General features: G+C 61.5%; 12 protein-coding genes. 4 read left to right on the top strand and 8 right to left on the bottom strand.

The genetic code is table 11. The annotated features are described in order from the left end of the window. Window positions 1-88 precede the first annotated feature (88 nt). From truA to H7R73_RS09450, 4 genes are all read right to left on the bottom strand, one after another. The gene (gene truA / locus H7R73_RS09465) at window positions 89-898 is read right to left on the bottom strand and encodes a tRNA pseudouridine(38-40) synthase TruA (protein WP_041214976.1); all 810 of its coding nucleotides are present in this window, start codon (window positions 896-898) and stop codon (window positions 89-91) included. A gap of 166 nt (window positions 899-1,064) precedes the next feature. Next, entirely contained in the window at window positions 1,065-3,191 is a 2,127-nt protein-coding gene (locus H7R73_RS09460; protein WP_182951679.1) for a FimV/HubP family polar landmark protein, read from the bottom strand. A 293-nt stretch (window positions 3,192-3,484) separates the two neighbouring features. Further along, a complete protein-coding gene (locus tag H7R73_RS09455) occupies window positions 3,485-4,501 on the bottom strand; it encodes an aspartate-semialdehyde dehydrogenase (RefSeq protein WP_041214974.1) in 1,017 nt (338 codons plus the stop codon). Between the two features lie 147 nt (window positions 4,502-4,648). Next, on the bottom strand, window positions 4,649-5,770 hold the full coding sequence (locus H7R73_RS09450; protein ID WP_182951678.1) for a 4-phosphoerythronate dehydrogenase: 1,122 nt from the start codon (window positions 5,768-5,770) through the stop codon (window positions 4,649-4,651). Between the two features lie 250 nt (window positions 5,771-6,020). On the opposite strand from H7R73_RS09450, the gene H7R73_RS09445 reads away from it, so the two are divergent. Next, the gene (locus H7R73_RS09445) at window positions 6,021-6,743 is read left to right on the top strand and encodes a phosphatase PAP2 family protein (protein WP_029314731.1); all 723 of its coding nucleotides are present in this window, start codon (window positions 6,021-6,023) and stop codon (window positions 6,741-6,743) included. A 53-nt stretch (window positions 6,744-6,796) separates the two neighbouring features. Here H7R73_RS09445 and H7R73_RS09440 read toward each other — a convergent pair whose 3' ends face one another. After that, window positions 6,797-7,618, bottom strand: coding sequence for a MetQ/NlpA family ABC transporter substrate-binding protein (locus H7R73_RS09440; protein ID WP_010675145.1), 822 nt, complete (start codon window positions 7,616-7,618; stop codon window positions 6,797-6,799). Window positions 7,619-7,956: 338 nt separating this feature from the next. Between H7R73_RS09440 and H7R73_RS09435 the strand changes: the two genes are divergently transcribed. From H7R73_RS09435 to H7R73_RS09425, 3 genes are all read left to right on the top strand, one after another. Beyond that, window positions 7,957-8,343, top strand: a complete 387-nt coding sequence (locus H7R73_RS09435; RefSeq protein WP_042016917.1) for a VOC family protein — start codon at window positions 7,957-7,959, stop codon at window positions 8,341-8,343. 69 nt (window positions 8,344-8,412) lie between these two features. Beyond that, window positions 8,413-8,952, top strand: a complete 540-nt coding sequence (locus tag H7R73_RS09430) for an isochorismatase family protein (RefSeq protein WP_103260332.1) — start codon at window positions 8,413-8,415, stop codon at window positions 8,950-8,952. Continuing rightward, a complete protein-coding gene (locus H7R73_RS09425) occupies window positions 8,949-9,149 on the top strand; it encodes a hypothetical protein (protein WP_039038807.1) in 201 nt (66 codons plus the stop codon). The genes H7R73_RS09430 and H7R73_RS09425 overlap by 4 nt, the downstream gene beginning before the upstream one ends. Before the next feature lie 18 nt (window positions 9,150-9,167). Here the strand turns inward: H7R73_RS09425 and modF are convergent, their stop codons facing one another. From modF to H7R73_RS09410, 3 genes are all read right to left on the bottom strand, one after another. Next, window positions 9,168-10,622, bottom strand: coding sequence for a molybdate ABC transporter ATP-binding protein ModF (gene modF / locus H7R73_RS09420; RefSeq protein WP_103260333.1), 1,455 nt, complete (start codon window positions 10,620-10,622; stop codon window positions 9,168-9,170). 160 nt (window positions 10,623-10,782) lie between these two features. Further along, a complete protein-coding gene (locus H7R73_RS09415) occupies window positions 10,783-12,276 on the bottom strand; it encodes a sensor domain-containing diguanylate cyclase (protein ID WP_052130413.1) in 1,494 nt (497 codons plus the stop codon). A gap of 366 nt (window positions 12,277-12,642) precedes the next feature. Beyond that, the gene (locus H7R73_RS09410; protein WP_103260334.1) at window positions 12,643-13,347 is read right to left on the bottom strand and encodes an EAL domain-containing protein; all 705 of its coding nucleotides are present in this window, start codon (window positions 13,345-13,347) and stop codon (window positions 12,643-12,645) included. Window positions 13,348-14,114 lie beyond the last annotated feature (767 nt).

The following is a 14,114-nucleotide window of genomic DNA, read 5'->3' as shown; positions in this document are numbered from 1 at the left end:
ACACATCGAGCCTTGATTGTTCAATGACTTAACGGCTCGATGGCAATAAACGACGGATCATTAAACCACAAATTTTCGGGCCCAGTTACTAAAAACTGGTCGTACCCGGTGCCGAGTCCGGCAGCCACAGCGGGCCGAGGGGCGGCCGGGGCAACCCGAATTCGGCCGGGTAATCCACATCCACCAGATAGAGGCCGCCCGCCTTGGCGGTCGGGCCCGCCAGGTTGCGATCCTTCGCCGCCAGCACCTCGGCAATCCACTCCACAGGTTGAAGCCCCTGCCCCACCAGCAGCAGGGAGCCGGTGATGTTGCGCACCATGTGATGCAGGAAGGCGTTGGCCTTGATGTCGAGCACGATGTAGGGGCCGGAACGGCTGACACACAGGTGGGTCACATTGCGCCAGGGGGTGTTTGACTGACAGGCGACAGCCCGGAAGGTGCTGAAGTCGTGCTCCCCCAGCAGGCTCTGGCCCGCCTGGTGCATCAGCGTCGCATCGATGGCTTCGTGGTAGTGGCTGACGCCTTGGCCCAGGATCGCCGGGCGGTAGTTGTGGTTGTAGATGACGTAACGGTAGCGGCGGGCGGTGGCGCTGAAGCGGGCATGGAAATGCTCGTCCACTTCCCTGACCCAGCGCACGGCGATGTCAGGGGGCAGGTTGGAGTTGAGCCCCAGGGTCCAGGCGCCTTCCGCGCGGTTCGACTCGGTATCGAAGTGGATCACCTGGCCGGTGGCATGCACCCCCGCATCGGTGCGACCGGCACACTGGATGGAGACGGGGTGGTTGGCGATGCGGCTAAGGGCTTTTTCCAGCTCCTCCTGAACGCTGATCACTTCGCGCTGGCGCTGCCAGCCGAAGTACCGGCTGCCGTCATATTCAATACCAAGGGCAATTCGCATGGGTAACGGTGTCTTCTGATGAAAGGATGCAGTGAAAGAAACGGGGCGGATTATACGCGCTCGGGCTCAAAAGTCCCAGACCGAGCGAGGCAGCGGTGCGGGGCCCCCAAAGCGAGAGAGCAGCCCGCGGGCTGCCCTCTCTGGTGCATGGATGACAAGGGCCTGCCTAGCCCAGGCGCTTGAGCAGCTTCTGCGCCTCGCTGCGCTGGTGCTCGCTGCCCTGGGCCACCGCCTCTTCCAGCAGCTCGCGGGCGCTCTCCTTGTCGTCGATCTCGAGGTAGGCCCGGGCCAGATCCAGCTTGGCCCCCACCCCGCCGTCATCGGCATCCACATCAAAGCCGTTGGACTCCGGCAGCACCTCGGGGAAACCGTCCAGCCCCACATCCAGAGAGAAGCCCTGATAGGGTTCCTGCTCCGTGCTGCTGGCATCGGCATCGGCCAGCAGCTTGTCGATTTCAACGAAGTCGCTGTCTTGCACCTGTTCGCGGGGTTTCACCTCCCCCTGATAGGACTCCACCTCGGCGAAGGCATCCTCGAAGTCCGCCAGGGCCAGCTCGCTGGGATCCCACTCGGACGCCGTCGGCTTGGTGGGCTCCAGCCCGAGCTCGGCCAGCATGTCGTCCACATCGTCCTTGCCAAACCCCGTCTCGTCGATGTGCGGCGCCTTGGTGGCAAGCTCATCGTCGGTCGGCTCGCCAAACCCGGTCTCTAGATCGCTCAGATCGAAGTTGGCCAGTGTCTCGTCACGCTGGCTGCGGCTCTCCTTCTGGGCCTGGGCCAGATCCGCTTCCAAATCCGCGTCCAGCTCGGCAAACAGGGCGGCCTGCAGCTCCTCCTCGGTCATGATCTCGTCATGACCACGAGCAGAGGAGGTGGGCTCGTCGGAGAGATCGAGTTCCGGCACCACGGGCAGATCGAAGTCCCCATCGTGGGCCAGATCCAGCTCGGGCACCAGATCCGGATCCCGGTTCGCCGTCGTCACCGCAGGCTCCACATCAAAGGCGGAGAGCGCCGTCTCGTCATCCCGGAAGATGACATCGGCGGCAGCACTGGCACCATCTTGCTTCCTGCTCACTTCCGGCTCGTTGAGATCCGGCATGCCATGGAGGGGCTCGTCATCCGCGATGCCCACCGTCATCAGCTGCTCAAACTCGCTGTTCTCGTCTCCCATGACCATGGAGGTCGACTCGGAGAGGCTCTTCTCCTGCTCTTCCAGCTCGCGGCGGGCACGAGCACGCAGCCAGAGCGTGACCAGGGCAAGCACCAGGAGCACCGGCAGCAGGATGATCATGGCGAGATTGAGCGGCGAAGAGAGCAGCTCCATCAGCCAGCTCTGTTTGGGCACCGGCGCCACCACGGGAGGCGTCGGATTGGCCTTGAGTTCCGCCACCTCTTTTTGCAGGGCGGTCTGATCCTGCAACTGGGCCTTGAGGGTCTCCACCTCTTCGGTCAGGGCTTGCAGGCGCAGCTTGAGCCTGTGGTTCATCTCGGTGACCTGGCCGAGCTGGGCGTTGGCATCTTCCAGGGCCAGCGCCATCTCGGTAGAGGGTTTGCCCACCGCAGTGGCGGGCAGGGGCGCCGGCGCCGTGCTGGCGGCGCTGCTCGCAGCAGCGCTCACCACCACGGGGGTGGAGACAGCCGCCTTGGCGGTCTCCTTCACCTCGGGGGCTGGAGCCGTTGCCTTGGGTGCCGCCGGGATCGGCGCCGCCTTGGGCGGTGTATTCTTGGCCACCACAGCCGGCTTGGCCGGAGCAGGTTTGCTCACCACCGGCTGGGCGACGTGGGATTGCTTGTTGGCCAGGTATTTGGGGCTCAGCCCCTTCCAGCTCGCGTTGTCGCTGTTGAAGCGACGGCGTGCTTCGGCATCCGTGATGCGCCCCGCCTCTGCGGCGGTGGGCAGCAGGATGTGGGAACCCACCAGAATATGGTTGATGTTGCCGTCTGCGAAGCTTCGGGGGTTCTTGTCATAGATGGCCACCATGGTCTGGTAGACACTTACCCGGTTGGACGGGCGAAGCTTGCTCGCCAGACTCCAGAGGGTGTCGGTGGGACGCACGGGACCATAACTGCCAGCCGACGCAGCAGGCACCTGACGCACGATGGGCTGGGCTCTGGGCAGGGTGACGGGCGCCACGGGCTGGGCCCGGGGCTCTGGTTGCACCGCGGGGGGCGGTGAGCCATCCGGTCCCTTGAGTTCGACAAAGAAGGGTTCTCGCGCCCCCTCTTCGGCCTGAACCGTGCCCAGAAGCCCCAATGCGAGTAGCGTTGCCAGCGTTATGCGGGAATGTCCCATATTCGTTCCTTCGTATGACGGCCCTATCACATTGAAAAATCTGGATAGTTACCCCAAAACAATCGGCTCAATATAAATCAGGCGCCGGTCTCAAGCCAGCGATCCGACATATTTCGCGCCCGGCGGCGACCAGAAAGCAGCCCCAGACGCGAACCAGAGTGTAGAAAAAAACCTAGTCCACTGATATCACACGGTATTCCAAAAACCGGAGAGTGGGTTCCCGGTCACATCCCGGGGCCAAGGGGCCCACATCAAGGCGGGGTTCCCTCCCCGCCCGGGGCCGACATCCGGCCTCAGAGGTAGTCGCGTACCAGCAGTTCGGCAATCTGCACGCTGTTGGTCGCCGCGCCCTTACGAACGTTATCGGCCACGATCCACATATTGATACCACTCGGATGAGAAATATCCTGGCGCACCCGCCCGACCATCACATCATCCTGGCCGGTGGCATCGCGCACCGGGGTCGGGTAGTCCCCTTCATCATCAAACAGGGTCACCCCCGGGGCATTGCGCAGCAGCTCCTTGACCTGCTCGGCGTCCAGCGGCTGGTGCAGCTCCACATGGACCGCCTCGGCGTGACCGTAGAAGACCGGCACCCGCACGCAGGTGGGGTTCACGGCGATGCTGGCATCCCCCAGGATCTTCTGGGTCTCCCACACCATCTTCATCTCTTCCCGGGTGTAGCCGTTGTCGGTGAAGGCATCGATCTGCGGGATCAGGTTGAAGGCGATCTGCTGCGGATAGAGGGTCGGCTCCACCGGGCGGCCGTTGAGCAGGTGGGCGGTCTGGCCCGCCAGCTCGCTCACCCCTTCCTTGCCGGAGCCGGAGACGGATTGGTAGGTCGCCACGTTGATGCGACTGATGCCCACCTCGTCGTGCAGGGGCTTGAGCGCCACCAGCATCTGGATGGTGGAGCAGTTGGGGTTGGCGATGATGTTGCGGTTGCGAAAATCGGCCAGCGCGTCCGGGTTCACTTCCGGAATGACCAGGGGAATGTCCTCGTCGTAGCGGAAGCAGGAGGTGTTGTCGATGACGATGCAGCCGTGCTCGGCGGCGATGGGCGCCCATTTGGCCGAGACCTCGGCACCGGCGGAGAAGAGTGCGATCTCCACCTGGCTCCAGTCAAAGGCCTCCACGTCAAGGATGTCGACGTTCTTGCCGCCAAAGCGCACCGTGTCCCCAGCGCTGCGACTGGAGGCGAGCGGATAGAGAGTCGCTACCGGGAAGGCGCGCTCCTCCAGGATCTCGATCATGGCCTGACCCACGGCGCCGCTGGCACCCAATACCGCTACGTTGAATTGCTGACTCACTGATCTGTTCTCCTGTGATGCGGCCCGTCGGGGCCGGGCATGAGGGCCCCGGCTGGCACGCGTATCGGTTTGATGACAAGCCCGCCATGATGCCGGGCCGGGGGGAGGCGCCGCCTGGGCAAGCCCCTCCCCTTGTTGAAATCGGGTTTATTGCTCCGAGACGGCAAAGCCCAGTAGGGCCAGTCTGTCGTCGGCGAAGGGCCCTTTCAGTTGCAGGGCGCCCAATTCGCGCCGCTCGGGGTAGCGCTTGCGCTGCTCATCGAAGCTGCCGGGCAGCCCGATCCGGTTGCGAAAACGGGCGTCGTCCCGGCGCACGTCATAAACAAGGTGGACAAGCTGCTTGATGAGCGCCTGATCCGCTGGCTGCCCCGGCGTTAGCTCGCGCACCTCTGGGGCAGGCAGCAGGGATTGCAGATCCTGGCGCGGGATGCGCCCCAGTTGCCGGCACAGCGCCTCATAGAGCATCCAGGTGCCACGGGCCTTGCCTTCCAGGCTGTAACCGGCGATGTGCGGGGTGGCCAGCTCGGTATAGGGCACCAGTTCCTTGAGGGGCTCCGGCTCTCCTTCCCACACGTCCATCACCAGCCGCAGGGGATGGGGCCCCTGCTGGCGGACAAGCAGGGCCCGGTTGTCCCACACCTCGCCGCGGGAGGCGTTGATGAGGATCTGCCCGGCCGGACGCTCGGCGATCTCCTCGGCTCCCAGCAGGTGGAAGGTGGCCTCTTCCCCTTCACGAAGATAGGGGACATGGAAGCTGACGATGTCGGCATCCAGGGCAGTGCGGTAATCCACGAAGTCGCCAGCGGCGCCGCTACGGGCCAGGGGCGGGTCGCAGCGCAGCACCTTCATCCCGAGCGCCTCGGCCTTGCCGGCCACGCTCTCGCCGGTGTTGCCGGCACCGATGACGGCGAGGCTCATCTCGCTCAAGGTCAGCTCATGGCGTTCCGCCAGAACCAGCAGGGCGGAGAGCACGTAGTCCCCCACCGACACCTTGTTGCAGCCGGGGGCGCTGAAGAAGGGGATGCCCCACGCCGCCAGCAGCCCCTGATCGATGTGATCCGTACCGATGGTGGCCGTGCCGACAAACCCCAGCCTGGGGCAACTCGCCAGGAGCGCTTCGTTGACCCGGGTCACGGAGCGCACCAGCAGCACATCCGCCTCTTGCAGATCCGCGGCCTTTATTTCTCGTCCCGGCAGGGGAACCACTTCACCAAATTCCGCAAACAGCTCCACCGCATGGGGCATATTTTCATCAACGACGATCTTCATCGGCACGCATCTCGTCCACAAGGGCCACAGGCGCGCCATTCTAGCCCAAACGCGACGGATTTTCAGAGGCTTGTTGGCAGACCGCTCTGCGGCCATCTTTCCGCCTTCCGGCCTCAGGTGCGGGCACGATGCCCGGCAGCATCATATGTAACAGCCTGTTGCCCTCGCCCCCTTCGCCTTGACCAGAGCAACCTGACTGGCACAATGACGCCTCTTTTTAGCCGCTCGCGCCACCGAACCGGACCCCTTGATGCCGACTCACTCCTCTTCGTTGCCACGCCGCAAGGTGCTTCATTTCAATGCCCTCCTGCTCCTTCCCCTGCTGCTGCTCGTCTGCCTGCCCTGGCAGCCGTTCATGACCCAGGCCCTGCAATCGGGCTGGCTATGGTGGCCCTACGCCCTCACCCGCATGGTGGACTTGCCGGGGCTGGTCTTCACCATCGCCGCCCTGCTGCTGCTCACAAGACACAAGCTGACGCTGGACGGTCGCGCCCTGCTGGCGCTGGCTGGCGCCCTCTTTGCCGTACTGGCGAGCGACTGGGTCATCAAGAGCCTCATCAAGCTGCTGACCGAGGAGCCCAGGCCCTACCTCATCTGGCTGGAGAGCCAGGAGCTGATCCCCGCCATCCGCCAGTTCTATGGAGGAAGCCAGGCCCTTCGCAGTGAACAGGTCCACGCCGCGACCCAGTTGCTGGCGCTGCCCGCCTGGCTCGGTCAGCACTGGCAGGCAGAGGTCAACTACGCCTTTCCCTCCGGTCACAGCATCGCCGCCATGAGCCTCGCCCAGTTCTTCGGCCTGATCTGGCTGGCCCGGGCACCTGCCGGGGCCTGGCTGCTGCCACTCTGGGCCATCGGGATCGGCCTCTCGCGCACCCTTATCGGCATGCACTGGCCCCTGGATGTGCTGGCAAGCGCCCTGCTTGGCAGCCTCACCGCCCTCCTGGCCGCCCGCTGGTGGTTGCGCCACTACTGACCTCCAATAAAAAACGGGCACCTGGGTGCCCGTTTTTATCGCTTGTACGCCACTCACCCCTTCTGCTGCCAGCCCTCGGGATACTTGTAGCCGACGAAGCGCTTGGCGGCATAAGCCTTGAATTCAGGGGAGTTGTAGGCGGCCGCCACATCCTTGGCGAACGGCTTGCCCGCATCGGCGCTCTTTACCACCACCCAGTTGATGAAGTCATAGCTGCGCTCGAGGAAGAGGCCGGAGCTGAACGGGATCCCGCTTGAGGCGGCAAAGTTGCCGTTGATGACGGAGAAATCCACATCCTCACGGGAGCGCGGCAGCTGCGCCGCCTCCAGCAGCACCAGCTTGAGGTTGTGGGGGTTCTTCACCACGTCGAACTCGCTCGCCTTGAGGGGATTGATCCCCTCCTTGAGGCTCAGCCAGCCCAGATCCTGCAACATCAGCAGTGCCCGGGCCTGGTTGGTGGGATCGTTCGGGATGGCGACCGTGCTTCCCTCTTTCACCGCCTTCAGATCCCCCAGCTTGCCGGCGTAGAGCCCCATGGGACCGGTCGGTACCTGGGTGATGGGCGCCAGAGAGAGACCCCGGTCTTTGGCGAAGCTCTCCAGATAGGGCTTGTGCTGGAAGCAGTTGACGTCAAGCGACCCGTCCGCCAGGGCGATGTTGGGGGTCACGTAGTCGGTGAACTCCACCAGCTTGACCTTGTAGCCCTTGGCTTCGAGCTGCGGCTTGATGGCGTCGGTGACCATGTCGGCAAAGTCGCCAACCGTGGTGCCGATGACGATCTCTTTCTTCGCCTCATCGATGGCAAAGGCGGACAGCGGCAGGCTGCTGGCGAGCAGCGCCAGGGCGGAAAGGGTGAAGAAGGAACGACGTTGCATAAAAACTCCCTGTCAACATGATCATCAAAACGGTGAGCGGTCGGGGGCGAACATGCAGCCACCACACAACCATCTAGCCATCCAAACGGCTAATTTAGCACACCATAACAGAGCTCGTAGCCTTCGCCAAGCAACAAAACCGGGCAAGCTTGGCCAGCACGAAGCAAAGCGCATCCCGCAACTGGATGAGAAATCTTTGACAGAGCGCGCAGTTATGCGCCTTGCCCTCTCCCTGCCTGGCGTCAAACTGGCTTATTGTGGTCATTCGATACCCATTTCAACGGTTCCCGTGAGGGCCTGATGGGCTGCTCTACACCCAGGCCACACAAGGAGTCACCGTGTTCGATCATGTTGAAATCAAGGTGGTGCGTTTTGACTCCTGTCAGCACTTCTACGCCACCGTACTGGCTCCTCTTTTGATAGAACTCAAATGGTCTGATGAGGCGGCGGCCGGTTTTGGCCTGATGGGCCGCGATCACGTGGGCTTCCTGATTGAGCGGGGGCAGCAGGGCGCCTCCTGCCATCTCGCATTCAGGGCCGACGACGCGACCCAGGTGGATGCGTTCCATCACGCGGGGATCAAGGCAGGTTTTGCCTGCAATGGGCTGCCGGGACTGCGTCCCCACTATGCCCCCAATTACTACGCCGCCTTCCTGCGCGATCCCGATGGCAACAACATCGAGGCGATGACCTACCTTGAATGCCCAGACACGGCAAGCGAGTGAAGCAGCGCCACTCAGTCAGCCAACGAAAGCCTTCAGGCGAGGCAGTCCGCCACAGACAAGGAGACATTCATGCTTGAGCAAAACACCACCGGCCTGCTGGTCGTCGATATCCAGGGCAAACTGGCCCGTCTGGTCGAGGAGAGCGACACCCTGATTGCCAATACCGCCAGGCTGGTGCAAGGGGCCAGGGTGCTGGGGCTGCCGGTTGTCTGGCTGGAGCAGAACCCGGACAAGCTCGGTGCCACCGTGCCCGAACTGCAGTCGCTGCAGGCAGGCGATCTTGTGCTGCCCAAATACAGCTTCGGCGCCCTGGGTGAGCCGACGGTGGCGGCCGCGTTGGCCGAGAGCGGGATCGAGCATTGGCTGGTATGTGGCATCGAGACCCATATCTGCGTCTACCAGAGCGTGCTGGGGCTTCTCGCCAGCGGTGCCGGGGTCTCGCTGGTGGTGGATGCGGTGTCGTCCCGCACCCTTGCCAACCGGGATCTCGCCATCGCTCAGCTGGCGGCCCGGGGCGCCGCCCTCACCTCGGTGGAGATGTGTCTTTACGCGCTGATGGGGGATTGCCGCCATCCGGCATTTCGCCAGATCCTCTCCCTGGTGAAATGACCGCCATGATGGACAACATGGCGCCCTTTCTGTTCGCCCTCATCGCCTTCGGGGCGGCACTCATGGTGACGGTGACGGGGATGGCGGCCACCCGTCACTATCTGGCCTGGCTCTGGCTGGGGATCATGCTCTTCTTCGGGCTGTGGTGGACGCTGCTGGGGATGCCGCCGCTCCTTGCCGAACCAGCCCCTCTCTGACCATGCCGCCCGGACGGCTCAGCCCCCCAGACGCTCCTGCAGATAGTCGTATCCTCCCCCCTCCCTTGGCACGAAGCTCAGCCTGTGGGTCAGACCGGGGGGCGCATCATCGGCATGATGGGAAACGAACAACAGCTGGGTTCCCTCGCCCACGAGGCGCGCCACCATCTCCCGTACCAGGTGACGGTTGAGGGGATCCAGTCCCTGCAGGGGTTCGTCCAGGATGAGCAGCGGCGGATGTTTGACCAGGGCACGGGCGATCAGCACCAGTCGCTGCTGACCGAAAGAGAGAGAGTGGAAAGGCTGCGCCCCCTGATCGGCCAGCCCCAGCAGGGCCAGCCACTGGTTGGCCAGCGCCAGCTGACGATCCCCCGGCCGGGTATAAAGCCCGATGGAGTCGTAGAAACCGGAGAGGATCACTGTCTGCACCGGGCAGCTGACACGATAGTCCAGATGCAGCGCCGGGCTCACGAGCCCGATATGGCGCTTGATCTCCCAGATGCTCTCGCCGCTGCCCCGCCGCCGTCCGAACAGATGGAGCTCATTGTTGTAACCTTGCGGGTGATCTCCGGTGATGAGGGAGAGCAAGGTCGACTTGCCAGCGCCGTTCGGTCCCACCAGTTGCCAGTGCTCCCCCTCGTCAATGGTCCAGTCGAGCCCGTCGATGATCACCTGATCCCCGTAAGTGATACGCATGGCTTTCATGACGACCCGAGGGCCGGGAGGCAGGGGCTCGGGTGTCGTCAGCGGGGGCGGCAAACGGGGGGACGTGGTCTCGGCCCGTGCCAGCTGGGCCACCTCCTGGCTGCCGAGCACCGCCTCGCGCTCCCCCGCCAGCAGCAGACGACACTCGCCGAGCAGGCCGAGGTGAGTGGCAAAGGGGGGGATCTCGTCAAAACGATTGACGATCACCACCAGGCGCAGCCCCTCTGACACCAGGTCGGCCAGCAACATCATCAAAGAAGCCCTGGCCCCCTGATCCAGACCATCGAAGGGTTCGTCCAACACCAGCAGCTCGGGTCGCCCCAGCAGGGCCCGGGCCAGCAGCAGCTTGCGCCCCTCCCCGCTCGAGAGGTAGCGATAGGGGCGCTCCCACAGGGGTTCGATGCCAAAACGGGCCAGCAGCGCGCGGGCCTCATGCTCCTCGTCCCCCGCCTCCAGCATCAGGGTCGATACCCGATACCCCGCCTCCTCCTCTTCTCCCAGCATGTCGGTATTGCGCCGCTGCCAGTCCAGCTCCCCCAGCTGTTGCTGCGACTCGAACGAGAGTCGCTCGGCTCGGACTCGGCCCGATACCGCTCCGGCACGCACGGCCAGCTCGCCGCACAGGGCCGACGCCAGCGCCGTCTTGCCGCTGCCGTTGCTGCCGACGAAGGCCCAGCACGCTTGAGGCGCCAGCTCAAGATCGGGAATGAAGAGGGTCTGGCTGCCGTGAAGGGCCAGCCTGGCCTTGTGCCACTGCAATAGGGTCATGAGTCCATCCAGTTAACCTGTCTCTCGCTACCTTAACAGCTGGAGGGGTGAGAGTGTATCGATAAGGGGCATCCGGGCCCCCTCTGTCACGCCCCCTGATCGTGCTGGCTGGCCAGCCCACAATTGCACCACCACAGAGAAGGGCTGCCGGACTGTGCCATCAAAGCCCGGTGGCGCGATAGATTCGATCCTTGCCATCTTGCTTGGCGCGGTACAGGGCCTGATCCACCTGCTCCATCAACGCTTCCGGAGTACGCCCCTCGGTCGCGCCGATGCCGCCACTGAAGGTCACCTTCATCGCCTCATCCCGCCATCTCATCTCACCCACCCCCTGGCGCCACTGTGCCATCAGCCACTCGGCCTCGGCCAGGGTGCAGTGTTCGAACAGGGCGACCAGCTCCTCGCCACCATACCGGCACAGGGAGGCCGCATTGGCGAGCCGCTCCTGCCCGAGCGAGGCGCAGCGGCGCAACACCACATCACCGACGGCATGGCCATGGCCATCATTGATGCTCTTGAAGTTGTCGAGATCCACCAGCGCCAGCACGAACGGCCTCCCCTCGCTGTGCAGTTGCCTGAGCCGTTCATCCAGGAAGCGGCGATTATAAAGACCGGTCAGTGCATCCCGGTTGGCGGCATCGTGCGACGCCTGCAAGCGATCGGAGACCAGATTCAGCTCCTCGTGCAGCTCCGCTATCTCCGGGAAATCCGGCAGTATCATCGTCGCCCTCTCCTGCGTCGAGCTCAAACGCAGCAGGCGCACCATCTGGATAAGCCCCCCGATCAGCGCCGACAGCCGCAAGCGAAAGAGGATCGCCATCACGATGAACAGAGCGCTCGACAACAGCAACAGCACAATGACGGCACCGCCCCCCACCAAGGCCACCGCGTCTCGCCTCGGCTGCATAGTGATGGCCAGTAGGTTCGAACGCCCCGGCAGGGCCTGATAAGCCACATACTGGCCGACTTCCTCCGAGAAGAAGGTGCCGGACGCTCCCTCCAGCCGCGCTAGCCAGGGATAGGCGATGACCTGACCATTGAACTCGGCCTGGGAATGGACCAGGATCTGGCCGCTGGATCGGTCAAACAGCAGGTGATTCAAGCCGTTGTCCCGATAGAGCATGGTGCTGAGCCGCTGCGACCAGGCGGGCAGGTTGATGTCGAGGCCGATGACACGCTCCTTCACCCCCCCAAATGGCCTTAGCCGATGGGAGACGGTCAGGGTATAGGCCCCGGTCAGCGCATCCGGATAAGCGCCGGTCCAGCTGAAACCGGAGGTGCCGAGCGCCCCCTTGAACCAGGCACGATTCGTCGAGTCAAACTGGGTGGTGTCCCAGGCCAGATCCTGCTCCTCGTTATTGGAAAAACTCTGTCCGCTCGCATCGGCGTAGTAGATCAGGTTCAGTTGCTCGCCGAGCGTCACCTTGTCATTCCACAGGTTGCGGCTGTAGGCCTTGTCTTCCTCGGAGAAGGTCAGAGGACGCAGCTCGTCGGCATTGACCTCGGCGACCAACACCTGCTCCACCTGTTCGAGGCGCTCCGCTTCGGCGTTCGCAATGGCGTGGTTGAGAATCACCAGCTTCTGCTCCACCCCGGCGCGATGATTGAAGATAGAGAGTGCAAACACCCCACCGATCCCCAGCAACATGGGCATGGCAAGTAACCAGAAATATTTGGTACTAAAGGCGTATTTGGTCGTTGGACGGGCGGTGTGAGACATGCAGGAGACCCTCGATACATCTGTGGTATGGTCCCCCGACCCGCTCGCGATAAAGCCGGCATCTGCCCGTCTTGTCCATATTATCGACAAGGTTCTCTCAGGTCAGGGAAATTCATTGATGCAACACGACATCACGTTGATATTTATCTCAGCCATCAATATGCAGTAATTCATTGCCGTTGCTCCTTGTTTACAGGGTGAAGAGCGCTGGCATTTCTCTAACTATTTTTTAAATCACGACCAAACACGCATAATATGTTTTCATCTAATTCCGTTAGGACCGGTCAGGTTTTTCATCAATCACAGACTCGAAATGAGGTTGCGTAATAATCTGGCCCGCCAATAAAACCCTTGCCCCTGAACAAAGCCATGTAATCTGAGGAATGAGAGGTGATGCTTGTTTTCGACCCCCTCGATGATGACATTGTCATGCCCCCAGTCAGCAGTGAGCCTGGTCATGGCGGTGCCATCACATCGGGTGAAGCAGCGCCAGAAGAACTGTTTATTGACCCTAATGCCATCGAACAAGGCTGCGGATACATGGTCCATCGACAACAAGGATTCATCGGCATTGTTTATCCATAACTTGACCCCTAATCTTCTAAGCCTCGCCATATTATTCAATGCCAAATCTGGGATACCATCAGAAATATCCGCCATCTCAAAGGCCATACTCAGTCCAAAATTCGATATATACGAACCGAAATCTTCCCAAGAGATAAAGCATTCCATCAAATGCATATCGACACGGAGAAACACCGCCTGATAGAGGCGACAGTCGATTTTATTAAGATCTTTAAAGAACACCAGTTGTTGCGTAAATAGCCATGCGGCGTAGGAGGTGGTCATGTTGCTGAAGTTGGCTCTGGAAAAGACAGCCTTTTTTTCTGAAAATGAAATAACCTCAACTGCAACAATATCCCCGGCATGCAGGTTGGCGATGGGTTCAATAGTATGCCTGATATAATCATGACCTTCGATGCTATGGCTTATGATGGTCGTCACCCGCTATTCCCCCCTACTGAATGAATTGGGCTTAATATGGCGACAGCCACCACACAATGACGGCAAAAAGCAAGTGGCACGGGTCACCTCATCATCGCTGACATTCACTTCAAGCATGGTTACCTCTTTATCAAGCCATGCCCTATCTGGCCCACCGGCATCTCCCCTCATACGGCACCATTATCAGTTCAATTGCTGTATCCAGACTGAATCGTTTTATGCTCACATAATAAGACCGCCAGTGCATGCCAATCAAATTACCTTGCCATCCATCAACAATAAAATCATTTAATAACAATGAGATATGAACATATTTCTGCTAAAGGGACGTGAATGAGCAAGATAAAGAAATGAGTTTTAAATTTTTTCGGAATTAAACTCTGAGGTATTGCCGTTATTAAAACAGAGGAGCGCCAAGAGAAAGCGTTTTCAAGGCTTGCCTTGATATCATGGCAAGGAGACCGACCATCAAAAAACTGATATCTCTCTCCATGACCCCTCTTATTGCTTTATTTGTGATTGGAGTGTTATCAGCGATGGTGACGACTGTGTTTGCCCAGGTTCCATCCGGGCAGAGGCAATATGAGGCACCCGCTTTGGATTGCAGCCCATGACGGCATCATTCTCGCGCCCTCTCATCGGGCGCAGTGTCACCGGCCTCACTCATTCCCTGACTTATGCCAACCAATGGGACCAAAGTCACAACTTGATCTGCTTGCCCGCAACTGCACATTTCCCGCCCCCCAGGGGCAAGGCGCGGCGGCGAC

Source organism: Aeromonas sp. WP2-W18-CRE-05 (assembly GCF_014168615.1).
GTDB lineage: Bacteria > Pseudomonadota > Gammaproteobacteria > Enterobacterales > Aeromonadaceae > Aeromonas > Aeromonas caviae.
This window is presented reverse-complemented; position numbering and strand designations above follow the sequence as displayed.